Source organism: Lysobacter sp. Root667, assembly GCF_001427715.1.
GTDB lineage: Bacteria > Pseudomonadota > Gammaproteobacteria > Xanthomonadales > Xanthomonadaceae > Lysobacter.
This window is the reverse complement of the sequence record NZ_LMHF01000014.1, coordinates 344,588-366,429: the sequence shown is the minus strand read 5'-3', so window position 1 is coordinate 366,429 and position 21,842 is coordinate 344,588. Positions and strand designations below refer to the sequence as shown.

General features: G+C 70.1%; 20 protein-coding genes. 2 read left to right on the top strand and 18 right to left on the bottom strand.

Annotated features, from left to right (window positions below; translation table 11 throughout):
- Window positions 1-145 precede the first annotated feature (145 nt).
- Together ASD78_RS17190 and ASD78_RS17185 are read right to left on the bottom strand one after the other, a co-directional pair.
- A complete protein-coding gene (locus ASD78_RS17190) occupies window positions 146-754 on the bottom strand; it encodes a YdbL family protein (protein ID WP_055909766.1) in 609 nt (202 codons plus the stop codon).
- Between the two features lie 35 nt (window positions 755-789).
- Window positions 790-2,832, bottom strand: coding sequence for a hypothetical protein (locus ASD78_RS17185; protein WP_056103637.1), 2,043 nt, complete (start codon window positions 2,830-2,832; stop codon window positions 790-792).
- Window positions 2,833-2,877: 45 nt separating this feature from the next.
- On the opposite strand from ASD78_RS17185, the gene ASD78_RS17180 reads away from it, so the two are divergent.
- A complete protein-coding gene (locus ASD78_RS17180; RefSeq protein ID WP_056103634.1) occupies window positions 2,878-3,603 on the top strand; it encodes a response regulator in 726 nt (241 codons plus the stop codon).
- Window positions 3,604-3,728: 125 nt separating this feature from the next.
- Here the strand turns inward: ASD78_RS17180 and recO are convergent, their stop codons facing one another.
- From recO to rpoE, 10 genes are all read right to left on the bottom strand, one after another.
- The gene (gene recO / locus ASD78_RS17175; RefSeq protein WP_082575680.1) at window positions 3,729-4,613 is read right to left on the bottom strand and encodes a DNA repair protein RecO; all 885 of its coding nucleotides are present in this window, start codon (window positions 4,611-4,613) and stop codon (window positions 3,729-3,731) included.
- 84 nt (window positions 4,614-4,697) lie between these two features.
- Complete coding sequence (locus ASD78_RS17170) at window positions 4,698-5,828, bottom strand: hypothetical protein (RefSeq protein WP_056103631.1); 1,131 nt, start codon at window positions 5,826-5,828, stop codon at window positions 4,698-4,700.
- Between the two features lie 11 nt (window positions 5,829-5,839).
- Entirely contained in the window at window positions 5,840-6,736 is an 897-nt protein-coding gene (gene era, locus ASD78_RS17165) for a GTPase Era (RefSeq protein WP_056103628.1), read from the bottom strand.
- Window positions 6,737-6,913: 177 nt separating this feature from the next.
- Window positions 6,914-7,582: a ribonuclease III gene (gene rnc / locus ASD78_RS17160; RefSeq protein WP_235566535.1), complete on the bottom strand. Its 669-nt coding sequence runs from the start codon at window positions 7,580-7,582 to the stop codon at window positions 6,914-6,916.
- Window positions 7,569-7,952 carry a DUF4845 domain-containing protein gene (locus tag ASD78_RS17155; RefSeq protein ID WP_056103621.1) on the bottom strand — a complete coding sequence of 128 codons (384 nt, stop codon included), beginning with the start codon at window positions 7,950-7,952 and terminating at the stop codon, window positions 7,569-7,571. Before ASD78_RS17155 ends, rnc begins: the two co-directional genes overlap by 14 nt.
- Before the next feature lie 65 nt (window positions 7,953-8,017).
- Window positions 8,018-8,803 carry a signal peptidase I gene (gene lepB, locus ASD78_RS17150; RefSeq protein WP_055909742.1) on the bottom strand — a complete coding sequence of 262 codons (786 nt, stop codon included), beginning with the start codon at window positions 8,801-8,803 and terminating at the stop codon, window positions 8,018-8,020.
- Between the two features lie 108 nt (window positions 8,804-8,911).
- Window positions 8,912-10,705, bottom strand: a complete 1,794-nt coding sequence (lepA, locus tag ASD78_RS17145; protein ID WP_055909738.1) for a translation elongation factor 4 — start codon at window positions 10,703-10,705, stop codon at window positions 8,912-8,914.
- A 109-nt stretch (window positions 10,706-10,814) separates the two neighbouring features.
- Window positions 10,815-12,323, bottom strand: a complete 1,509-nt coding sequence (locus tag ASD78_RS17140) for a DegQ family serine endoprotease (protein WP_055909735.1) — start codon at window positions 12,321-12,323, stop codon at window positions 10,815-10,817.
- Window positions 12,324-12,446: 123 nt separating this feature from the next.
- Complete coding sequence (locus tag ASD78_RS17135; protein ID WP_056103618.1) at window positions 12,447-13,355, bottom strand: sigma-E factor negative regulatory protein; 909 nt, start codon at window positions 13,353-13,355, stop codon at window positions 12,447-12,449.
- A 1-nt stretch (window position 13,356) separates the two neighbouring features.
- Complete coding sequence (gene rpoE / locus ASD78_RS17130; protein WP_055909728.1) at window positions 13,357-13,959, bottom strand: RNA polymerase sigma factor RpoE; 603 nt, start codon at window positions 13,957-13,959, stop codon at window positions 13,357-13,359.
- A 236-nt stretch (window positions 13,960-14,195) separates the two neighbouring features.
- Between rpoE and ASD78_RS17125 the strand changes: the two genes are divergently transcribed.
- Window positions 14,196-16,247 carry a 3-hydroxyacyl-CoA dehydrogenase NAD-binding domain-containing protein gene (locus ASD78_RS17125; RefSeq protein ID WP_056103616.1) on the top strand — a complete coding sequence of 684 codons (2,052 nt, stop codon included), beginning with the start codon at window positions 14,196-14,198 and terminating at the stop codon, window positions 16,245-16,247.
- Between the two features lie 245 nt (window positions 16,248-16,492).
- On the opposite strand, the gene ASD78_RS17120 is transcribed toward ASD78_RS17125, so the two are convergent.
- From ASD78_RS17120 to ASD78_RS17095, 6 genes are read right to left on the bottom strand one after another with little or no spacing between them, the layout of a single operon-like run.
- Window positions 16,493-16,858, bottom strand: coding sequence for a PilZ domain-containing protein (locus tag ASD78_RS17120; protein ID WP_055909722.1), 366 nt, complete (start codon window positions 16,856-16,858; stop codon window positions 16,493-16,495).
- Window positions 16,855-17,829, bottom strand: coding sequence for a DNA polymerase III subunit delta' (locus tag ASD78_RS17115; protein WP_056103612.1), 975 nt, complete (start codon window positions 17,827-17,829; stop codon window positions 16,855-16,857). The genes ASD78_RS17120 and ASD78_RS17115 overlap by 4 nt, the downstream gene beginning before the upstream one ends.
- Entirely contained in the window at window positions 17,826-18,464 is a 639-nt protein-coding gene (gene tmk, locus ASD78_RS17110) for a dTMP kinase (protein WP_055909717.1), read from the bottom strand. The genes ASD78_RS17115 and tmk overlap by 4 nt, the downstream gene beginning before the upstream one ends.
- Window positions 18,461-19,591, bottom strand: a complete 1,131-nt coding sequence (mltG, locus tag ASD78_RS17105; RefSeq protein WP_056103610.1) for an endolytic transglycosylase MltG — start codon at window positions 19,589-19,591, stop codon at window positions 18,461-18,463. Before mltG ends, tmk begins: the two co-directional genes overlap by 4 nt.
- A complete protein-coding gene (gene pabC, locus ASD78_RS17100) occupies window positions 19,588-20,430 on the bottom strand; it encodes an aminodeoxychorismate lyase (protein ID WP_056103608.1) in 843 nt (280 codons plus the stop codon). The genes mltG and pabC overlap by 4 nt, the downstream gene beginning before the upstream one ends.
- Window positions 20,427-21,797 (bottom strand): aminodeoxychorismate synthase component I, encoded by a 1,371-nt coding sequence (locus ASD78_RS17095; RefSeq protein ID WP_056103605.1) that lies wholly within the window; start codon window positions 21,795-21,797, stop codon window positions 20,427-20,429. The genes pabC and ASD78_RS17095 overlap by 4 nt, the downstream gene beginning before the upstream one ends.
- Window positions 21,798-21,842 lie beyond the last annotated feature (45 nt).

Below are 21,842 nucleotides of genomic sequence, written 5' to 3'. Positions count from 1 at the left end.
ATCAAAGGCCGCGCATTGTCGCAGATGCGGGCCGGCGCTGCCGGACTCCCGGTTCCGACGCGGAAGCGCCCTGTCCATGCCGTCGCCCCTGCCCCCAAACGCGAACGGCCCGCACCGGGCGGGCCGTTCGTTGCGGTGGCGGGGCTTACTTCTGCTTCCAGCCGCCGCCGGCGTCCTGGTACCACCAGCCGCCGCGGGCGCTGTCGATCCACTGGCGCGCGAACACCTTGCGGATCTGCGGCTCCCACTCCGGATGGCCGTTGGCGACCGCAACCTCGCGGTAAACCGCGGCCGAATCGCGGTTCTGGTCGGCGACCGCCTGATTCACGCCGACCCGCTCGGCGAGCGGAATCTTGGCCGCGTCGCGCACGTCGATGCTGCCGTCGTTGCCGAAACCGAGCGCGCCGGAATCGAAGTGCGCGCGCAGCTGACCGTCGAAGCGGCCTTTCATGCGCGCCTGGATGGCCTGGATCGCCGGGGTCTTGATGGTGATGTCCGGGCTCGACTGCGCGTAGGCGCTGCCGATGCCGACCAGCGACAGCCAGTCGATGCGTGGCGCCAGCGAGGCGCTCTGTCCGCCCGGCTTCGGGGTCGGTGACGGCGCCGGCGCGCTCGATTGGGCGTCGTCGCCGATCACCTTCTCGACGAACTCCTTGGCCGCTTCCTTGGCCTCGGCGGCCGGGAAGTACACATTGATCGTGACGCAGGCCGTAAGCATCACGGCGGCGACCGGCAAACCCATCCAACGGCGCATGTTCGTTTCCTTTTGAAGAATGTTCTACGACGGGTTTATTGAACGACGGGCTTGACGTCGCCCTTGCCCACGGCCTCGAGCCGCTCCAGCAAGGTCGGCCAGTCGACCCGGCGGTTGATGCCGACCACGTCCAGACGCGGCAACCCCGCTCCCTGGACGATAATAAAGGCCTTGTTGCCTGAATCCTTACTGGCCGGCCCCAATCCGTCCATATGGCAGACCTCTTCGGCGAGGCGGCAGGAAATGCCCAGCCGCGCGTAGCCGAAGTCGTCGAAGAAGCCGATCAGCATGCCCTGCAGGCTGCCGACGAAGGACGCATCGCCGACGCTGGACAGGTCCTGGACCGCGCGCTGGCTGATGCGCTGGGGCACGCCGCGATGACGCTGCGTGCGCAGGACGGCGTCGAACGCGACCGGCTGCCAATCGACCAGGCGCAGAGCGTCGATGCGGCCGTCGAGCTTGCCGGTGATGCTGCCGAAGCCGAACACGCCGGTCAGCGCTTCCAGGTCCAGGTCGTCGAGCACGATGTCGGACGACAGCGTGGGCGCGACCCCGAACGGGCGCTCCATCGCCAGCGAGGACACGCTGACGCTGCCGCCGAACAGCTGCATGGTCAGGCCGCCGTCGAAGTCGAGGCGATCGTCGGCGTAGTGCGCCTGCGGGATGCGGCCGCTGAGCTCGCCGGTAAAGGCCGGCCCGTCCAGGGTCTTGGCGATGCGGCCGATGTCGAGCCGGTCCAAACCGAGGCCGAAACGGATATCGAGCCCGCGCCCGCCCGCCGGCGGACGCAGGCGCAGGCCGTCGAAGCTCACCTGCCCGCCCAGCATCGGGAAACTCACCCCGCGCTGCAGCCGCAGTTCGCCGGCGCCGCTGGTGAACGGCAGTTGCGCAGCGCCGAAGTCGAGCCCGTACAGCGCGCCGCCGCGCCAGGCCAGCGCGCTCGCCACCGGCGCATCGGCCGAATAGCGCAGGTTGCCGGTCAGGCCGTCGAAACGGAACCGGCCTTGCGGATCGTCGATCGTGGCGTTCTGCAGGCTGGCGTCGGCGGCCCGCAGCTCGCCGCCGGCCATGCGCAGGCGCGCCTGCATCGCGCCGCTCAGTTGCAGTTGGCCGAGGCCGGCCAGCCCCAGGAAGCCGGTGAGGTAGCCGTCGCGCAGCGGCTTGAGGTCGTCGCTGCGCAGGTCCAGATCGAGCGCGTCCAGGCCCGCGTCCGGGGTCAGCGCGGCGCGGCCTTCGGCGCTGAGGATGCCGTCGTCGCGCCACAGCAGGCGCGGCAGCTGCCAGCCTTGCGTGCCCTGGCGCTGCGCGCTGAGTTCCAGCGCCACGCTGCGTTGCTGCAGCGCCAGATAGGCATTGCCGAACAACAGCTCGCCGCCGCGCAGGCGGCCGTCCAGGTCGATCCGGGTGGTATCGCCGAAACGCGCGTCCAGGCGCAGCTCGGCGCCCAGGCGTTCGGCCGCGATCGCGCCGTCGGGGGTGTCCAGGGCGCCGCCGCGCAGCGCGATCGGGCCGGCGACGCGCAGCGGCTGGCGCTCGGCCGCGGTGATCGTGAGCTGGGCGTCGAGTTCGCCGCCCTTGAAGCGCGCTTCCGGCCAGGCCTGCGCGGCCAGGGCCTGGGTCCAGGCCAACGGCACCCGGGTCAGGTCGATCCGGGTCGCGTCGGGCGCCGCCGCATTGCGGTGCAGCGCCACCACCGCGGCACCGCGCGACAGGCGCGCATCGGTCGTGGCCACGCCCAGGTCCAGTGCCAGCCGCAGCGGCGCGCCGCGACCGGAACGCAGTTCGCCCACGCAACGCCAGCCGCCGCGGCCGTCGCGCTGCAGGGGGCAACGCCAGCTCACGTCGCTGAAGCGGTAACCCAGGTCCGGCGCGACCACGCTCGCGGCCTGCAGTTGCAGCTCGCCCTGCTGCGCCTGCGCCGGCCAGTCCAGGCGCACGCGCACCTCGCGCAAACTTGCGACGGCGGTCTCGATACGGCCGATTTTGGCGTTCAGACTGCGCGCCGCCGCATCGCCGCCGGCCAGGCACAGGCCCGGGAGCGACATCCACAGCAGCAGGCGTACTATCGGAGACGACATACCAGCAGCATAACCAGCGGAGCCCCCGACCCGATGGAACCCACGATGAATTCGTCGCCTATGCCGCGTTTGCTTCTGGTCGAAGACGACCCGACCAGCCGCGCCTTCCTCACCGCCGCGGCGCAGAACCTGCCCGCCGATATCGACGGCGCCGACAGCGTCGCCGCCGCGGTCGCGTTGGGCAATGCGCAGGATTACGACCTGTGGCTGTTCGACGCCAATCTGCCCGACGGCAGCGGCATCGAACTGCTCGCGCGCTTGCGCGCCAAGCATCCGCGCACGCCCGCGCTGGCGCACACTGCGGCGGCGGACGGGTCGGTGCTGGAAGGATTGATCGCCGCGGGTTTCAGCGAGGTGCTGGTCAAGCCCTTGCCGGCCGCGATGGTGCGCGCGGCGATCGCGCGCACCTTGGGACTGGACTCGCACGACCAGCGCGCGGTCGCGACCGCGGCGCCCGGCGCGAAACGGCCGGTGTGGGACGACGAGGCCGCGGCCAGCGCGCTCAACGGTAACGTCGCCCACGTGGACACGCTGCGCGGCTTGTTCGTGCAAGAGTTGCCGACCACGCACGAGGCGGTCCTGGGCGCGGCCCATCGCGAAGACCAGGACACGGTGCGCGCGGAGCTGCACAAACTGCGCGCGAGCTGCGGCTTCGTCGGCGCGGCGCGGCTGGCCGACGCGGTGCAGGCGCTGCAGAACGAGCCGGATTCGCGCGCGCATCTGGCGCGGTTCGACGAGGCGGTGCAGGACACGTTGGCGACCAGTCCCTGAGGTCGCACCTCAAGCTTTCTGTGGGAGCGGCGTGAGCCGCGATCGCGTTCTCGCGCTCGCGGCGCTAGTGCGATACCACCGATAGCCGCCTGATCGCCGCCGCGAAATTCGCGGGTGGCCGACGATCATCCGTCGCGCGAATCGGTGTCCGGTTCTCGATCATCGGGCATGACTTCATCAGGCATGACTTCATCAAGCACTACGTCGTCGGGCATGGCCTCGCCAGGCATGACCTCACCAGTCGTAGTCTCGTCGGTCGCAGTCGCGCTCGCCCCCGGCTTCGCGCGTGGCGCAACCCGCGCCAACTCGGCGAGCAGCTCCCAGGACTTCAAGCCGCGCGGCCCCAGGTGATGCGCGAGCACGCCGCGCATCGCGCGGCGCAATCCGGCCAGGTCGTCCGCGCTCGGCAGACGATCGTCCGCCAGTGCCAGCAAGGCCTGACCGGTGGCCGCGCCGCTGCGGTCGGCATGGCCGCGGTCGCTGAGCAAGCGGCGTGGGCCGTGCTCGGGGTCGAGGCGGTAACGCGCGGCCGGATCGATCGCGGCGCCGTCGCCGTCGTGATGCCAGTCGAAACCGAATCCGAGCGCTTCGAGCAGGTCGCGCTCGAAGCGGCGCAGGGTCCAACCCGGCGAGGCGTCGCTGCCCAGCCGGGCGCGCGCCTGCTCGTAGGCCGCGAACAGATCGGGCAGCGGATCGTTGCGCGGCGCCAGACGCAGGGTCAGTTCGTTGAGATAGAAGCCGGCGAGCATGCCGTCGCCGGACAGCCGCGGCGCGGCGTCGAGCGCTTCGGCCGCGGTCAGCCGCGCCATTTCGCCCATCTGCACCGCGTCGAACCGGATCCACTGCAGCGGCTGCAGCGCCGCGCGCAGCAACTGCTTCTTCGGCCCCTGCACGCCGCGCGCGACCAGGCCGATGCGGCCGTGGTTGCGGCTCAGCACCTCGACCAGCAGGCTGGTCTCGCGCCAGGGGCGCGTGTGCAGGACGAAGGCGGGCTCGGCGAGATAACGCATGCCACACGTTAGCGCAGACGCGCGAAGCCTGACGCCTGCCGGCCGCAGGTTCGCGACGCCGCCGGGATCGAACCGCGCACGCGCTCAGGCGACATCGGCGTCGGCCTGACGCAGCCTTCGGCGCGCGAGCATGCCCACCGCGACGAAGCCGGTCAGGCTCAGCAAGGCAGCCAGCGCCACCACGGCGATGGCCGCCAAGGATTGACCATAGCCGAAGCGGTAGCCCTGCCCGTCCGGCAGCAGACCGTCCGGCGCGTACACCGCCGCCAGCCCCGCATGCGTCACCGCCAGGCCCCAGGCCAGGCCGGCCACCAGCGCGTACGGCCATACGCGACGCCAGCGTCCCGCGGCAGCGGTCCGACGCGCACGGCGCGCGATCGCATCGCCGGCCAGCCCGCACCACAGCCAGCCGCCGAGCACCGTCAGGCCCAGGCACAGCAAGGTCGCCCATCTCAGCATGTGGTAGCCGGCACCCGGCGCGGCCTGGGTGGTGATCGCGATGGCGTCGGCGGGCAATGCCGCGTAGCGACCGCGGTATTCATCGCGATAGGGATCGTTGTCCTGCGGGTCTATCGCCAGCGCCGGCGCGGTCGCGACCCGCCAGCCCTCGGGCACGGTGAGCTGCACGTCCAGCCCGCCGAAGCCGGCCCAGCTGCGCGCCGGCGCGAGCACGTAGGCGAACTGGTACAGCAAGGTCGGACCGTGGCTCTTGCTCAGCATCGCCTCGGCGTCGTAGCTCACCCTGAAGTCGTGTCGGCCTGGCGGCAATACGAAATCCAGCGCCAGGCTCGCAGGTTCGGAGACCTCGTAGAATAGCGGCTGCTCGCCCGACAGCGCAGGCGTGGTCGCGGGAGGCTGCCAGCTCTTGGGCAGCGCAGCCTGCTTCAGCGGCCGCACTGCGATCACCCGCCCATCGAGCCGGGCCTCGAATCGCTGGGTGCCGCTGGCGCCGGTCGCGAACACCGGCTGCAGCCGCACCGCCTTGCCGGTGTTGTCGAGCCGGTAGTCGACCTGGACCCGCGCCGACACCGAGTCGGCCGATAGATCGCCCAGATCGATACGCAGATCTTCATGGACGATACGTACCGTCTCGAAGCCCTGCGGCTCGGCGACCAGCGGCCCTTCCTGCCACGGCTTGCCCATGTTGGCCCAGACCGGCGCCGCGCATGGCAGCACGATCAGCAGCAGCGCCGCGCGGAAACGACCGTACGCCACGATTACGGCGCTCAGTCGTGGTAACCCAGCGAGCGCAGCGCGGCTTCGTCGTCCGACCAACCTTCGCGTACGCGCACCCAGGTCTCCAGGAATACCTTGGCACCGAACAGACGTTCCATCTGGATCCGCGACTTGGAACCGATCTCGCGCAGGCGTTCGCCGCCCTTGCCGATCACGATCGCCTTCTGGCCGTCGCGCTCGACCCAGATCACCGCGCCGATCCGCAGCATGCTGCCGTCGACTTCGAATTTCTCGACCTCGACCGTGGTCGCGTACGGCAGTTCTTCGCCGAGCTGGCGCATCAGCTGTTCGCGCACCATCTCGCCGGCGAGGAAGCGCTGGCTCTTGTCGGTGATTTCGTCCTCGCCGTACAGCGCTTCCTGCTCGGGCAGGTAGCCCAGCACGGTCTTGACCAGCGCTTCCAGACCATTGCGCTTGAGCGCGGAAATCGGATGCACGCCGGCGAACTCGCGGCCGTCGCTGACCTTGGCCAGGTACGGCAGCAGCGCAGTCTTGTCCTTGAGCCGGTCGACCTGGTTGACCACCAGCACCACCGGCATGCCGGCCTTGCGCAGCGCGTCGAAAGCCAGCGAGTCCTCGTCGTCCCATTGCCCGGCGCGCACCACCAGCAGCGCCACGTCGACGCCTTCGATCGCACCACGCGCGGCACGGTTCATCATCCGGTTCATCGCGCGCTTCTGCTCGCGGTGGATGCCGGGGGTGTCGACCAGCAGCAGCTGGCCTTCGGGGAAGGTGGCGATGCCGAGCAGCTGGTGCCGGGTGGTCTGCGGACGCGGCGAGACGATGCTGATCTTGGCGCCGACCAGGGCGTTGACCAGGGTGGATTTGCCCACGTTGGGGCGGCCGATCACGGCAACGTGACCGGCGCGATAGGGGGATGCGTTCATGCGCGGATTGTCCGCGTGCGCGGGCCGAAGGGCAAACCCGATATCGGCGGAGGTGCCCGGACAGGGCTCCGAGAGGCTTCGGCCTGAGCGGCCGGCGATCGATGCGGGGTCTGCGATGGAAGCTGCCTACCCCTGCGCGGACATCGACGTGCGGGCACCGATGCCGTCTTCAGCGCCTCAGGGATCGGCCTTGAGCTGACGCAGCATGTCCTCGGCCGCGAGCTGCTCGGCGGCGCGGCGCGAGCCGGCCTCGCCCTCGGTCTGCAGCGGCGGCTGGGCCACGGCGCAGCTGACCCGGAAGCTCTTGGCGTGGTCCTCGCCGGACTCGGACAGCAGCGCGTACACCGGCAAGGGCTTCTGCCGGCCCTGCAGCCATTCCTGCAGCCGGGTCTTGGCGTCCTTGCCGACCTTATGCGGCGGCGGCAGCGCGGTCATCGCGGCCTCGAACCAGGGCAGCACGCGGGCGCGGCAGGCTTCGAAGCCGGCGTCGAGGTAGATCGCCGCGACCACCGCTTCCAGCGCGTCGGCCAGGATCGAATCGCGGCGGTGACCGCCGGATTTCATCTCGCCCGGCCCCAGGGTCAGGCGCGCCCCCAGTTCCAGGGTGCGGGCGATCGGCGCCAGGGCGGATTCGCGGACCAGTTCGGCGCGGGCGCGGGTCAGCGCACCCTCGTCGGCCTGCGGCCAACGCGCGTACAGGGCTTCGGCGACGATCAGGTTGACCAGCGAGTCGCCCAGGAACTCCAGCCGCTCGTTATGCGGCGCACCGGCGCTGCGATGAGTCAGGGCCTGATCGAGCAGGCCCGGATTCGCGAACCGGTGTTCGATGCGGTCAGTCGGCACCACCGCTACCACGGCGGATGTCCTGCTTGGCCTCGAATCGGCCGACCACGTCGAGATTGGCGATCAGCGGACGGCGCACTTCGTAGTTCACGAGGATTTCGTAGCCCGCATCCTTGCGCTGGATCTTCACGTGCTCGTCCTTGACGTTGTCGGCGTAGCTCACGTACAGGCGACGGAAGAACAGCTTCTTGATCTTGGCCGGGTCCTGGTCGGCGATGCCGGGCTCGGCCGACAGTCCGGTCAGAGCGCGCTTCACGCCGTAGTACTCGGTATACATCGGGATCAGCTTCATGCCCATGTAAACGAACACACCGACCACCGCCAGCACGACGATAAACCCGATCAGGGTCATACCGCTCTGATTACGCTTCATCCGATCATCCCCCGTCGTTAGACGCGATTTTGTTGAGTGTCACCGTGCCGCCACGGCCAACGCCGTCACGGAATGCTGTTGCCGATACGCGAGAAATCCACGCCCCCATCGACGTTCATCCAGATCAGGAACGCCTTGCCCCTGAGGTTCTGCTCCGGAAGATAGCCCCAGTATCGACCGTCCTCGCTATTATCACGATTGTCGCCCATCACAAAATAGTGACCGGGCGGAACCACCCAATCGCCCTCTCCTTGATCGAGCAACGGCAAATTGGTCCGTTCCAGGACGCGATGCTCGCGACCCAGCAGATTTTCGGTGAGTTCCTGCGCACCCGTCATTTCGGTGCCGTTACCGTGGCCCTCGTAGGTGCCGACCGGGGTGTACTTGAGCACCTGGCCGTTCACCGTGACCTGATTATCGTGGTAGCTGACCCGGTCGCCCGGCAGGCCGACCACGCGCTTGATCCAGTCCTGGTCCGGGTGGTGCGGCGGCTTGAACACCACCACGTCGCCGCGCTGGGGCTCGCCCACCGCGAAGATCTTCTTGTTCGAGATCGGCAGGCGCAGGCCGTAGGTGAACTTGTTGACCAGGATGAAGTCGCCGGTCAGCAGGGTCGGCATCATCGAATTGGACGGTATGCGGAACGGCTCGGCGATGAAGCTGCGCAGCACCAGCACCACCAGCAGCACCGGGAAGAAAGCCTTGGAGTAATCGACCACCACCGGCTCTTTGCCGTCGTCGAGCAGCCCTTCGCGGGCGGCGCGGCGCTTGGCCAGGAACAGCTTGTCGAGCAGCCAGACGGCGCCCGAGAACAACGTCAGCGAGACCAGAATAATTTCAAACCAGCGCATGCGAGCTCCTAGAAAGCCGTGATCCGGCGTTCGGAATCGGGAATACGTCGCGCGCGACGCGCAGCGGCCTCAGGCCGCCCGCCGCACCAGCCGATCCCCGATCCCGCCTCACTTGTTGTCCACCTGCAGCACCGCCAGGAACGCTTCCTGCGGGATCTCCACGCGTCCGACCTGCTTCATCCGCTTCTTGCCCTCTTTCTGCTTCTCGAGGAGCTTCTTCTTGCGGCTGATGTCGCCGCCGTAGCACTTGGCCAGCACGTTCTTGCGCATCGCCTTGACCGTGCTGCGGGCGATGATCTGCGAACCGACCGCGGCCTGGATGGCGACGTCGAACATCTGCCGCGGGATCAGCTCGCGCATCTTCTCGGAGATTTCGCGGCCGCGGCGATCGGCATGGGCGCGGTGGGTGATGATGCTGAGCGCGTCGACTTTGTCGCCGTTGATCAGCGTGTCCACGCGCACGAACGGACCGGCCTGGAAGCGCAGGAATTGGTAGTCCAGCGAGGCGTAGCCGCGCGAGACCGACTTCAGGCGGTCGAAGAAGTCCAGCACCACCTCGGCCATCGGCAGCTCGTAGCTGATCTGGACCTGGTTGCCCATGTAGGTGATGCCGATCTGGCTGCCGCGCTTTTCCTCGCACAAGGTGATCACGTTGCCGACGTAGTCCGGCGGCGTGAGGATGTTGGCGCGGATGATCGGCTCGCGGATCTCGTCGATCAGGTTGACCTGGGGCAGCTTGGCCGGGTTGTCCAGCGGCATCGTGGTGCCGTCGGTCTTGAGCACTTCGTAGATCACCGTCGGCGCGGTGCTGATCAGGTTGAGATCGTACTCGCGCTCCAGGCGCTCCTGCACGATCTCCATGTGCAGCATGCCCAGGAAGCCGCAGCGGAAGCCGAAGCCCATGGCCTCGGAGCTTTCCGGCTCGAAGCGCAGCGCGGCGTCGTTGAGGCGCAGTTTTTCCAGCGCTTCGCGCAGGTCCGGGTAGTCCTCGGCATCGACCGGGAACAGGCCGGCGAACACGCGCGGCTGCATTTCCTGGAAGCCCGGCAGCGGCTTGGACGCCGGGTCCGAGGCCAGGGTCAGGGTGTCGCCGACCGGAGCGCCGTGGACGTCCTTGATGCTGGCGTTGATCCAGCCCACTTCGCCGGCGCCCAGCTTGGGCAGCTCCTTGCGCTTGGGGGTGAACACGCCGACCTTGTCGACCAGGTGGGTGCGGCCGGTCGACATCACCAGGATCTTGCTGCCCGGCACGATCTCGCCCTGCATGACCCGCACCAGCGAGACCACGCCCAGGTAGTTGTCGAACCAGGAGTCGATGATCAGCGCCTGCAGCTTGTCGGTGTCGCGCGGCTTCGGCGGCGGAATGCGATGCACGATCGCTTCCAGCACGTCCTGCACGTTGAGGCCGGTCTTGGCGCTGATCGCGACCGCGTCCTCGGCGTCGATGCCGATCACCGCTTCGATCTCGGCCTTGGCGCGCGCGATGTCGGCGGTGGGCAGGTCGATCTTGTTGAGCACCGGCACCACTTCCAGGCCCTGCTCGACCGCGGTGTAGCAGTTGGCGACCGACTGCGCTTCCACGCCCTGGGCGGCGTCGACCACCAGCAGCGCGCCTTCGCAGGCGGCCAGCGAGCGGCTGACTTCGTAGCTGAAGTCGACGTGGCCGGGGGTGTCGATGAAATTGAGCTGGTAAACCAGGCCGTCCTTCGCCTTGTACGGCAGGGACACGGACTGCGCCTTGATGGTGATGCCGCGCTCGCGCTCGATCGGATTCGAATCGAGCACCTGCGCTTCCATCTCGCGCGCCTCCAGGCCTCCGCAGAGCTGGATGATGCGGTCGGCCAGGGTCGATTTGCCGTGGTCGACGTGAGCGATGATGGAGAAGTTTCTGATCTGCTGCATGCGGGACGGCGCGAGGCTCACCGGTTCCAGAGAGTTAACGGGAGATTATCGCATACCCCGCAGCGCCCACGTCCCGCGCCCGCCACGAGGGCGGGCGCGTGGGTCGGCCTCAACCGGCCTTGGCCTCGGCCGTGACCGCGATGAACTGGGTCGCGGCGCCGCGCCGCACCAGCAGCATCACGGTGTCGCCGGGGCGCACCTTGGCCAGTTCGCGGTTCAAGGCCGAGGCGCTGCCGACCGAGTTGCGGCCGACCGAGAGCACCACGTCGCGCGGACGCAGACCGGCCTCGCCGGCCACGTCGCCCGGCGCCTGCACCAGCACGCCCTCGCCGGCCTTCAGGCCCAGGCGCTGGCGCACGGCCGGGGTCAGGTCCTGGCCCACCAAGCCCAGCGGGTTGCTGCCGGGGGCGCCCGCGGGGGCGTCTTCGTCGTCGTTGGCGGCCGGACCCGGGGCGCCGGCGACCTGGGCGTCGAGCGCGCCCAGCACCACCGTTTCGGTCAGGGTCTTGCCGCCGCGGTTGATCTCCAGCTTGACCTTGGCCCCCGGCGCCAGCGCGCCGATCAGCGGCGGCAGGTCGCTGGACATGTTCACCGGCCGGTCGTTGACCGCCAGGATCACGTCGCCGAGCTGGAGCCCGGCCTTTTCGGCGGCGCCGCCGGCCTGGACGCTGTTGACCAGGGCGCCGCGGGTATCGGTCAGGCCCAGGCCCTTGGCGCTCTCTGCGGTGATGGTCTGCACACCGACCCCGAGCAGGCCGCGCTGCACCTTGCCGGTCGCGCGCAGCTGTTCGGCCGAATTCATCGCCACGTCGATCGGGATCGCGAAGCTCACGCCCATGTAGCCGCCGGAATTCGAGAAGATCTGCGAATTGATGCCGACCACCTCGCCGCTGGTGTTGAGCAGCGGGCCGCCGGAATTGCCCTGGTTGATGGCGACGTCGGTCTGGATGAAGGGCACGTACTGCTGATCGGCGTAGGGATTGCTGCGCCCGACCGCGCTGACGATGCCGGCGGTGACCGAATGGTCGAGGCCGAACGGCGAACCGATCGCGATCACCCACTGCCCGGGCTTGGTCAGGCTGGCGTTGGCCAGGCGCAGGAACGGCAGGCTCTTGGCGTCGATCTTGAGCAGGGCGACGTCGGACTGTTCGTCGCTGCCGATCACCTTGGCGGTGAACTCGCGCCGGTCGGACAAGGTGATCTTGACCGTGTCGGCGCCGTCGACGACGTGGTGGTTGGTCAGCACGTAGCCGTCCTGCGAGATCAGGAAGCCGGTGCCCAACGAATTGCCGCCGCCGCGCGGACCGCGCGGAGCCTGCGGACCGCCGGGCATGTCGGGGCCGAAGAAGCGCCGGAAGATTTCCGGGATCTCGTCTTCGTTGGGCATCTGGGTGCGGCTGGCGCGACGCGGCGCGATCTCGGCGCGCACGTTGACCACGGCCGGGCCGACTCGCTGCACCAGGGCGGTGAAATCGGGCAGGCCGCTGACCAGCGGCGCGGCCGGAGTCGCAACCGGCGGCGGCGCGATCGGGGTGGACGGCGTCTGCGCGGTGCAGGCGACCGGCAGCACGGCGGCCAGGGCGCTGGCCAGGGCGATAGAGCGAAGCGGACGAGTCATGGATTCGGCCTCGGGGGTTGCAGTGGGTTGGCCGCGCGGCCGCCGGGCCGCGCGTGATCGGAGAAACAGGGGGCGGGACGCCGGATCGTCACGTACTGCGTCGTCCGGCGTCGCACGCGCCGCTTAGGGCTGCGGCATCCGGCCTTCGGCATCGGGCGACGGAGTCGTCGGCGCCGGTGGCGTGGCCGCGGCTTCGGTCGTGGCGGGCTCGAACGGGTAGAACGAGCGCGCGCTGGCGCTGCTGCTGCCGTAGCTGGCGGTGAAGCCGCCGGTCGCCGGGTAGTTCGGCAGCACCGCGCGCGGCCACGGCCGGCTTGCGGTTTCGCTGTGCTGGGGACGGAACGGGTTGGCCGTGGCGCTGCCGGCATTGGCGCTGGCGACCTCGGTCGCCGCTGCCGCTGCCGCTGCCGCTGCCGCTGCCGCTGCCGCTGCCGCGGCGACGGCCTGGGTCTGGCGGCGCGGCGCGCGCAGGGCGGCGCGCTGGCTCTGGCCGCGCGAATTGCGGCGGTCGGCGATGCGGCGCGGCACTTCGGCCACCGCGACGGCGGCGGCGAGGCCGGCGGCCTGCTGATCGGGCGCTTGTCGACCCGGAGCCTGCGGCGCGGCCGGTACCTGGTCCGCGCTGGCGACCTGGGTCTGCGGCGCGGCGGCATCGGGTGCGGCGTCGTTGGAGAACGGACGCGCAACGAACAGCGCCGCCACTGCGACCGAAGCGGCCAGGGCGCCGCCGATCCAGCCGCGGCGGTTGCCGGGCGCGCTCACCGGTGCCGCGGCCTGGACCGTAGCAGTCTCGGCGGCGATCGCCGCGGCGACACGGTCGGCGAAATCCGGCGCGGCGATGCCGGCGGCCTGGCCGCGCAGGGCGTCGCCGCACAGCTGCCAGCTGCCGCAGGCGCGGCGCCATTGGGCGTCGTGGCTGAGGCGCTTGAGGGCGAAACGGGCGGCGTCGGCATCGAGCTCGCCGTCGAACAGCGCGCTCAGGGCCTCGCGGCCGTTGGGGTCGTACTCGTCAATGGAAGGAATCGACGTCATATCAGTGGGCGCGCTCGCGGGTGTCTTGGTTGTCCAGCAGGGGCCGCAACTCGACGTCGATGGCCTCGCGGGCGCGGAAGATCCGCGAACGCACGGTGCCGATCGGGCAGCCCATCTTCTGCGCGATTTCCTCGTAGCTCAGGCCGTCCACCTCGCGCAGGGTGATCGCGGCCCGCAGTTCCTCCGGCAGGGATTCGACCGCGCGCATCACCGTGCGTTCGATTTCCTGGCGCAGCAACTCGTGTTCCGGGGTGTCGCTGTCGCGCAGACGGATGCCGGTCTCGAACTGTTCGGCGTCGCCGGCGTCGATGTCGTCGGTCGGCGGTCGGCGGTTCTGGGCGACGAGGTAATTCTTGGCGGTGTTCACGGCGATCCGGTGCAACCACGTATAGAACTGCGCATCGCCCCGGAAATTCGGCAACGCGCGGTAAGCGCGAAGGAAGGTCTCCTGGGCGACGTCCTGGCATTCGCTCCAGTCGGGTATGTAGCGCCCGATCAGCGCGGTGATCCGGTGCTGGTACTTGCGCACCAGGGCATCGAACGCCGTGCTATCGCCACGCTGGACACGCCTGACCAGCTCTTGGTCCAACTCATTCTCGGCCATGCCGCGCCGGCACTCCTGTCAGCTCGGCCGTGGCCGAACAATGGGACAACCCTGTCGGGAGAAAGTTCAATCACGATCATAAATGGGGCCGGGCCTGCGCCGGCGCAACTCCCAAGGGTCACGCCGCGACGCGGGCGACGCCGTCAAAACCGGGACCTGGGTCGCGCCGATTTGACGGCGACGAAACATCCTCGTGATGATAGCGGGATATCCATACCTGAACGGATGGTGCAGTCATGATGGCTGGCCTCGACGGACTTCGCTTCCAACATTGGCAGACCGAGCTGCGGGAGGACGGCGTCCTGCTGCTGTCGTTCGACCGCGCCGGCTCGTCGGTCAATACCTTCGGACAGGACGTCCTGATCGAGCTCGACGCCTTGCTGGAGCGGCTCGCACTGGACCCGCCCAAGGGCGTGGTGCTGCGTTCGGCCAAGGCCTCGGGCTTCATCGCCGGCGCCGACATCAAGGAATTCCAGACCTTCGACGAGAAGGGCACGGTCGGTGACGCGATCCGGCGCGGCCAGCAGGTGTTCCAGCGCCTGGCCGAACTGCCCTGCCCCACGGTCGCCGCGATCCACGGCTTCTGCATGGGCGGCGGCACCGAGATCGCGCTGGCCTGCCGCTACCGCGTCGCCAGCGGCGACCCCTCCACCCGCATCGGCCTGCCGGAAGTGAAGCTGGGCATCTACCCGGGCTGGGGCGGCAGCGTGCGCCTGCCGTCGCTGATCGGTGCGCCGGCCGCGTTCGACATGATGCTGACCGGGCGTGCGCTGTCGGCCTCGAACGCGCGCGCGATCGGCCTGGTCGACAAGGTGGTCGAAGCGCCGCTGCTGATCGACGCCGCGGTCGCGCTGGCGCTCAAGGGCACCCAGCGCCCGTTCAAGCAACGCTTCATGGGCTGGCTCACCAACAGTTGGCTGGCGCGCAAGATCCTGCCCGGCATGCTGACCAAGCAGGTCGCGCGCAAGGCACGCAAAGAGCACTACCCGGCCCCCTACGCGCTGATCAACACCTGGGCGCGCAGCGGCGGCGGCGTGCAGGCGCGCCTGGCGGCCGAGCGCAAGTCGGTGGTCAAGCTGGCCTCGACCCCGACCGCGCGCAACCTGATCCGGGTGTTCTTCCTGCAGGAGCGGCTCAAGGGCCAGGGCGGCAAGGATCATGGGATCCAGCGCGTGCACGTGGTCGGCGCCGGCGTGATGGGCGGCGACATCGCGGCCTGGTCGGCTTACAAGGGCTTCGAAGTCACCCTCAGCGACCGCGAGCAGCGCTTCATCGACGGCGCCCTGACCCGCGCCCAGGAACTGTTCGCCAAGCGCGTCAAGGACGAGAGCAAGCGTCCGGCGGTGGCCGCGCGCTTGAAGGGCGACCTCGCCGGCGACGGCGCGGCCCAGGCCGACCTGGTGATCGAGGCGATCATCGAGAAGCCCGAAGCCAAGCGCGAGCTCTACGACCAGGTCGAGCCGAAGATGAAGCCCGACGCGCTGCTGACCACCAACACCTCGTCGATTCCGCTGGTCGAGCTGCGCGATCACATCCGCCGTCCGGCCCAGTTCGGCGGCCTGCACTATTTCAATCCGGTGGCGCTGATGCCGCTGGTCGAGATCATCCGCCACGACGCCATGGCGGCGGAGACCGAGCAGCGCCTGGCCGCGTTCTGCAAGGCCATCGACAAGCTCCCCGTGCCGGTCGCGGGCACGCCGGGGTTCCTGGTCAACCGGGTGCTGTTCCCGTACATGCTCGAAGCGGCGACCGCGTTCGCCGAGGGCATTCCGGGCCCGGCGATCGACAAGGTCGCGGTGAAGTTCGGCATGCCGATGGGCCCGATCGAACTGATCGACACCGTCGGCCTGGACGTGGCCGCAGGCGTGGGCGCGGAGCTGGCGCCGTTCCTGGGCCTGAGCGTGCCGGCGGCGCTGAGCGGCGTGGAGCCGAACAAGCGCGGCAAGAAGGACGGCCAGGGCCTGTACAAGTGGGAAAACGGCCGCGCCCGGAAGCCGGAACTGCCCAAGGACTACCAGACCCCGTCGGACCTGGAAGATCGCCTGATCCTGCCGCTGGTCAACGAAGCGGTGGCCTGCCTGCACGACGGCGTGGTCAGCGACGCCGACCTGCTCGATGCCGGCGTGATTTTCGGCACCGGCTTCGCCCCGTTCCGCGGCGGCCCGATCCAGTACGTGCGCGAAACCGGCGCCGATGCGCTGCTGGAGCGCCTCAAGACCCTGCACGCGCGCTACGGCGACCGTTTCGCGCCGCGACCGGGTTGGGATTCGCCGGCGCTGCGTCCCTGAGACGCCGTGGGACGCGGCGATAACCGCACCGTCGCGGCGCTTCGAGCGTTCGCGATGGTGCGGTTCGCCTTCGGCTTAGCGCAGCCTGCGATCGACGCGCGTCGGGTGCTTCCCGGCTCAGAAGCATCGCGGCTTACGCCGCTCCCACAGAAGGCAGCGGCGCCGTAGGTTGCGGTAACGATTGCGCCGTCGCGGGTTCGGACCGGACTTGGGGAAGCACCCAAAGCGGGCCGCGATGCGGCGGCTTACATCGTATGCGTGGCGCGATCCGCGGTCAGCGAGCCGGCCAGCAGCGCCTCGATCTTGCCCTTCACCGCATCGCCCTCGGCGGTTTCGGCGAATTGCACGCCGATGCCGGCCGGGCGATTGCCCTGGGCGCCGGTCGGGGTAACCCAGACCACCTTGCCGGCGACCGGCAGGCGCTCGGTGGATTCGGGCAGGGTCAACAGCAGGAACACCTCGTCGCCGAGGAAATACCGCTTGGGCGTGGCCACGAAGATGCCGCCGTATTTCAGGAACGGCATGTAGGCGCCGTACAGCGCCGCCTTGTCCTTGATCGCCAAGGACAGAATGCCCTGCCTGGCTGCACCCGCGCCTGCCGCTCCGCTCATCCCCGATGTCCTCCGGCGGCTCGCGCGCCATCGCCAGCGCGCCAAGCCATCAACAATTCGACCACTGCAAGGTCCGCGCGCACCGTCGTCCGCAACAGATCGCGGGTGCGATTGGCGCGATCGAACCAAGTCGCCAGACTGCGCGTTCGCACCGGGTCGGTCAAGCCGGAAGCCTCGGCCAGGGCGAGATCGGCGGCGTGGCGCAGACGCAGCGCAGCGTGTTCGTCGCCGACCCAGCGTTGGGCGATTTCCGACGGCGAAGCGTCGCCGCGCGCGAGCTTGGCCAGATCGCCGGCGACGTCGCGGCGCAGCTTCAGACCGTCGCCCTGCAGCCATTCGTGGGCGAGCCCGGGATGGCCGCGCGCGGCTTCCAGCGCCTCGCGCGCCGCGGTTTCGGCATGGCCGGCCGCCTTGAGCCAGGCCAGCGCCTCGTCCTGCGGCGGCAGGCGGAATTCCAGGCGCTGGCAACGGCTGCGGACGGTCGCGCTCAGGCGCAGCGGATGCGCGCTGATCAGCCACAGGTAGCGGCCCGGCACCGGTTCTTCCAGCGTCTTCAGCAGCGCATTGCCGGCCGCGTGGTTGATCGCATCGGCCGGGTCCAGGATCGCCACCTGGGCGCCGCCGTACTGCGGCGTCAGCGCCAGGCGCTCGGACAGGTTGCGGATCTGCTCGATCACGATCTCGGTGCGCAGCCGCGTGCCTTCCTTGTTCGGGATGAAGGACACGGTCTGGAAATCCGGATGCGTGCCCGCCGCGTACAGCAGGCAGCCGCGGCAGTGCCCGCAAGGCTCGCCGTCGGCGCCGCGATCGCGGCACAGCAGACGCTGCGCGAGGCGCTCGGCGACCGCGCGCTTGCCCAACTGCGGCGGGCCGCAGAACAGCAGGCCGTGGCCGAGACGGCCGGCGTCGAGCGCGGCGGTGGCCTGCTCGTAGACGCGGCGCTGCCAGGGCGCGAACGCCGGCGCGCTCACGACTGCGCCTCGATCAGCTGCCGCAGGCGCGCCACCGCCTGCGCGGCGACGACGTCCGCGGGCTGGCTCGCATCGATGACATGGAAGCGATGCGGCTGCGACTGCGCGCGCGCGCGATAGCCGCTGCGCACGCGTTCGAAGAAATCCTCGCGCTCGGCTTCGATGCGGTCGGCGGCGCCGCGTCCGCGCACGCGCTGCAGACCGATCGCGACCGGCACGTCCAGCAACAGGGTCAGCGCGGGCTCGATTCCGACCACGCGCCGTTCCAGTTCGGCGATGAACAGCGGGTCCAGACCGCGGCCCTCGCCCTGGTAGGCGTAGCTGGCGTCGGTGAAACGGTCGCTGATCACCCAGGCGCCGCGGCGCAACGCCGGCAGCAGGGTTTCGCTGACGTGCTGGGCGCGGCCGGCGAACACCAGCAGCAGCTCGGCTTCGGGCGTCGCCGGTTCGTGGTGGGTGTCGAGCAGCAAGCCGCGGATCTGTTCGGCCAGGGGCGTGCCGCCGGGTTCGCGCGTGCACACCACTTCGGCGCCGCTGGCCTGCAAGGCATCGCGCAGCGCCGCCAGCACCGTGGACTTGCCGGCGCCCTCGCCGCCCTCCAGGGTGATCAGGCGCGGCTGGACCTGCAGGCTCATCGGCTCGTGCTCTCGGCCGGCGCTTGCGGTGTCGCGGTTTCCTGCGCCTCCTCCAGCACCGCCTTGCCCTCCTCGGGCTGGCCGCGGCTTTGCTGCGCGCGGTAGCGCTGCAGGTAGGTGCGCACGTTGGCCTGGTGCTGGGCGTAGGTGGCCGCGAACAGGCTGCTGCCGCTGCCGTCGCCGGACGCGACGAAGAACAGCGCGTCGCCGGGCGCCGGATTGGCCACGGCCTTGAGCGCGCCCGCGCCGGGCATCGCGATCGGCGTCGGCGGCAAGCCGGTGCGGGTGTAGGTGTTGTAGGGCGTGTCGGTCTGCAGATCGCGCTTGCGAATGTTGCCGTCGTAGCCCGCGCCCAGGCCGTAGATCACGGTCGGGTCGGTTTCCAGCTTCATGCCCAGCTTGAGGCGGCGCTCGAACAGGCCGGCGATCTGCGGACGCTCGGAGGCGATGCCGGTTTCCTTCTCGACGATCGAGGCCAGGATCAGCATTTCCTCGCGGCTCTTGAGCACGCTGTTCTTGTCGCGGCCTTCCCAGGCCGCGTTCAGCGCCTTGTCCATCGCGTCGCAGGCGCGCTTGAGCACGTCCAGGTCGCTGTCGCCGCCGGTGTAGAGGTAGGTCTCGGGCAGGAAGCGGCCTTCCGGATGCTGGCCCGGCCGGCCCAGCGCCTTCATCAGCGCGGCGTCATCGAGCTTGGCGGCTTCCTGCTTCAAGCCTTCGGTGCGCGCCAGCGCGGCGCGCAGGTCGCGCAGGTTCCAGCCTTCGATCAGGGTGAAGCGGTGGCTGACCACGCGCCCGTCGCGCATCGCCGACAGCAACTCGCGCGGCGAGGTGCCGGGTTCCAGCGCGTACTCGCCGACCTGCAGGCGGCCGGCGGCGCCCAACTGCTTGGCCAGCGCGCGCCATTCCAGGGCATCGCCGCCGCGCACGCCGGCTTCGCGCAACTTGCGCAGCACCACCGGCAGCGAATCGCCGCGCTCGACGATCAGGCTCTGCCCGGCCTGCAGCCCGGACAGCGGAGCGTCGGCGAACTGCGTGTAGCGCTGCCACAGCCAGCCGCCGGCGACCGCGGCCGCGAGCACCAGCAGCAGGAAGAAACCGCCGACACGGCGTTTGGTTTTGCGACTCACGACACCTCCGAGCCCGGCAGGGCTGCAGATTCGAATGCGGGATGGGTCCGGGCCAGGCGACGCTGCAGCGCGGCCACCGCAGGATGCGAGGGCCAGACGCGCGCGCCGAGCCGGGCGACCGGCAGGATACCGCGCACGGCATTGCACAGGAAAACCGCGTCCGCGCTTTCCAGCGCGTCTTGCGACAGGGTCGCGGTTTCCACGGCCTCCTCGGCCAGCAGATTCAGCAATCGCTCCCGGCAGACCCCGGCGACGCCGCAGCGGTCCACCTTCGGCGTCCACCAGCGCCCATCGCGCAGCACGAACAGGTTGGCCGCGGTCGCGCAGACCACATGGCCGTCGCCGTCGCGCATCAGTCCCTCGTCGATGCCGGCCTCGTCCCACTCGGCACGCGCCAGCACCTGTTCCAGGCGGTTGCAGTGCTTGAGCCCGGCCAGCGCCGACGGCGCCGCCAGGCGGGTATCGCACCAACGCAGGCGCAGACCGGCGACGGGCGGCGGCGCCGGCAGCGGGTGCGTGGACAGCAGCCAGGTCGGCGTCGCATCCGCGGGCGGCGCATAGCCGCGGCCGCCGGCACCGCGGCTCACGATCAATTTGAGCACCGCGTCGCCGCCGTCGAGCAGGCGTTCGGCTTCCGCGCGCACCTGTTCGGCGCGCGGCAGGGCCAGATGCAGGCGGGCGGCGCCCCGGCTCAGGCGCTGCCAATGCGCATCCCACCAGGGCAAGGCGCCGCGGTGCGCGCGCAGGGTTTCGAACAGGCCGTCGCCGTAGGCGTAGCCGCGGTCCAGCGCCGGCAGGGCGTCGACCGCCTGCTCGCCGACGTAGACGCGCACGCTCATCCGGCCACGCCCAGCGCGCGCAGCATGCCGCGCGCCTTGGCCCGGGTTTCGTCGAGCTCACGCTGCGGATCGGAGTCGGCGACGATGCCGGCGCCGGTGCGGAAGCGCAGTTCGGCGCCTTCCAACTCCGTACTTTCGAGTTCGGCGCTGCGGATCAGGATGTTGAGATCGAGGTCGCCGTCGCGATTGAGCCAGCCCATCGCGCCGGTGTAGACACCGCGGCCGCCGCCTTCGAGCTCGGCGATGATCTGCATGCAGCGCACCTTGGGGCAGCCGGTGATGGTGCCGCCGGGGAACACCGCGCGGATGATCTCGCCCGGGCTGGCATCGGCGCGCAAGCGGCCGCGCACGTTGCTGACGATGTGATGGACGTGGGCGTAGCTCTCCACCGTCATCAGTTCGTCGACCTCGACGCTGCCCGGCGTGCAGACCCGGCCGAGGTCGTTGCGCTCCAGATCGATCAGCATCACGTGCTCGGCGCGTTCCTTGGGATGCCCGACCAGCTCGCGGATGCGCGCGAGATCGTCGTCGCCGGCCACGCGCGGGCGGGTGCCGGCGATCGGCCGGGTTTCGACCACGTCGCCGCGCACCGACACCAGGCGTTCGGGCGAGGCGCTGACCACGGCCCAGCCGCGGCCGGCGAACAGGCCGGCGAACGGCGCCGGGTTGTGCTGGCGCAGGCGCTGGAACAAGGCCGCCGGTGCCAGCGGCGCATCGAAACGCGCGCGCCAGCCGCGCGAAAGGTTGACCTGGAACACGTCGCCGGCGACCAGGTAATCGAGCACGCGCGCGACCCCGTCGGTGTAGCGCTGCGGCTCGTCTTCCTCGACCGTCCGCGGCGGCTGCCACTGCGGCAGCGGCGCCAGCGCGGCGGCGCGTGCGACATCCTCGACGATCGCATCGAGCAGGTCCGCGTGGCCGGTCTCGGCCAGGGCGATGCAGTCGCCGCTGGCGCGGTCGCGCAGCACCGCGGCGGGGCAGCGCAGGGCCAGAGCGACCGGCAGGCCGCCGGGCGCCGGCGGCAGGCGCAGCACCGGTTCGATCTGGGCCGCGAGTTCGTAGCCGAACAACAGCGCCCAGCCGCCGCGGAACGGCCAGCGCGGCTCGTCGCGGGCGACGCGCTGGTCGCGCCATTGCGCGTCCAGTTCGCCGAGGAAGTCGCGGCCGCGTTCTTCGCCGTGGTGATCGCGCACGCGGCCGTCGGCGTCCAGGCGCAGCGATTCGCCATTGCCGGCCAGCAGCAGATCCCAACGTCCCTGCGCGGTGCCGTCGGCGCTGGACTCCAGCAGCATCGGATAGCGCTCGGGCGCCAGCCGCTGCAGCGACAGCAGATCGAAGGGGACGGGCAACGCGCGGGTCAGCAGCATGATGGTGAAACCTTATACCCGCCGGACGCGGACCGGCGAACGCGG

Bases quoted from the DNA above. Each gene is read 5' to 3' on its own strand.
- ASD78_RS17190 (WP_055909766.1), bottom strand. From the start codon at position 754: ATGCGCCGTTGGATGGGTTTGCCGGTCGCCGCCGTGATGCTTACGGCC.
- ASD78_RS17185 (WP_056103637.1), bottom strand. From the start codon at position 2,832: ATGTCGTCTCCGATAGTACGCCTGCTGCTGTGGATGTCGCTCCCGGGC.
- ASD78_RS17180 (WP_056103634.1), top strand. From the start codon at position 2,878: ATGAATTCGTCGCCTATGCCGCGTTTGCTTCTGGTCGAAGACGACCCG.
- recO (WP_082575680.1), bottom strand. From the start codon at position 4,613: ATGCGTTATCTCGCCGAGCCCGCCTTCGTCCTGCACACGCGCCCCTGG.
- era (WP_056103628.1), bottom strand. From the start codon at position 6,736: ATGAACGCATCCCCCTATCGCGCCGGTCACGTTGCCGTGATCGGCCGC.
- ASD78_RS17155 (WP_056103621.1), bottom strand. From the start codon at position 7,952: ATGAAGCGTAATCAGAGCGGTATGACCCTGATCGGGTTTATCGTCGTG.
- lepB (WP_055909742.1), bottom strand. From the start codon at position 8,803: ATGCGCTGGTTTGAAATTATTCTGGTCTCGCTGACGTTGTTCTCGGGC.
- lepA (WP_055909738.1), bottom strand. From the start codon at position 10,705: ATGCAGCAGATCAGAAACTTCTCCATCATCGCTCACGTCGACCACGGC.
- ASD78_RS17140 (WP_055909735.1), bottom strand. From the start codon at position 12,323: ATGACTCGTCCGCTTCGCTCTATCGCCCTGGCCAGCGCCCTGGCCGCC.
- ASD78_RS17135 (WP_056103618.1), bottom strand. From the start codon at position 13,355: ATGACGTCGATTCCTTCCATTGACGAGTACGACCCCAACGGCCGCGAG.
- rpoE (WP_055909728.1), bottom strand. From the start codon at position 13,959: ATGGCCGAGAATGAGTTGGACCAAGAGCTGGTCAGGCGTGTCCAGCGT.
- ASD78_RS17125 (WP_056103616.1), top strand. From the start codon at position 14,196: ATGATGGCTGGCCTCGACGGACTTCGCTTCCAACATTGGCAGACCGAG.
- ASD78_RS17120 (WP_055909722.1), bottom strand. From the start codon at position 16,858: ATGAGCGGAGCGGCAGGCGCGGGTGCAGCCAGGCAGGGCATTCTGTCC.
- tmk (WP_055909717.1), bottom strand. From the start codon at position 18,464: ATGAGCCTGCAGGTCCAGCCGCGCCTGATCACCCTGGAGGGCGGCGAG.
- pabC (WP_056103608.1), bottom strand. From the start codon at position 20,430: ATGAGCGTGCGCGTCTACGTCGGCGAGCAGGCGGTCGACGCCCTGCCG.
- ASD78_RS17095 (WP_056103605.1), bottom strand. From the start codon at position 21,797: ATGCTGCTGACCCGCGCGTTGCCCGTCCCCTTCGATCTGCTGTCGCTG.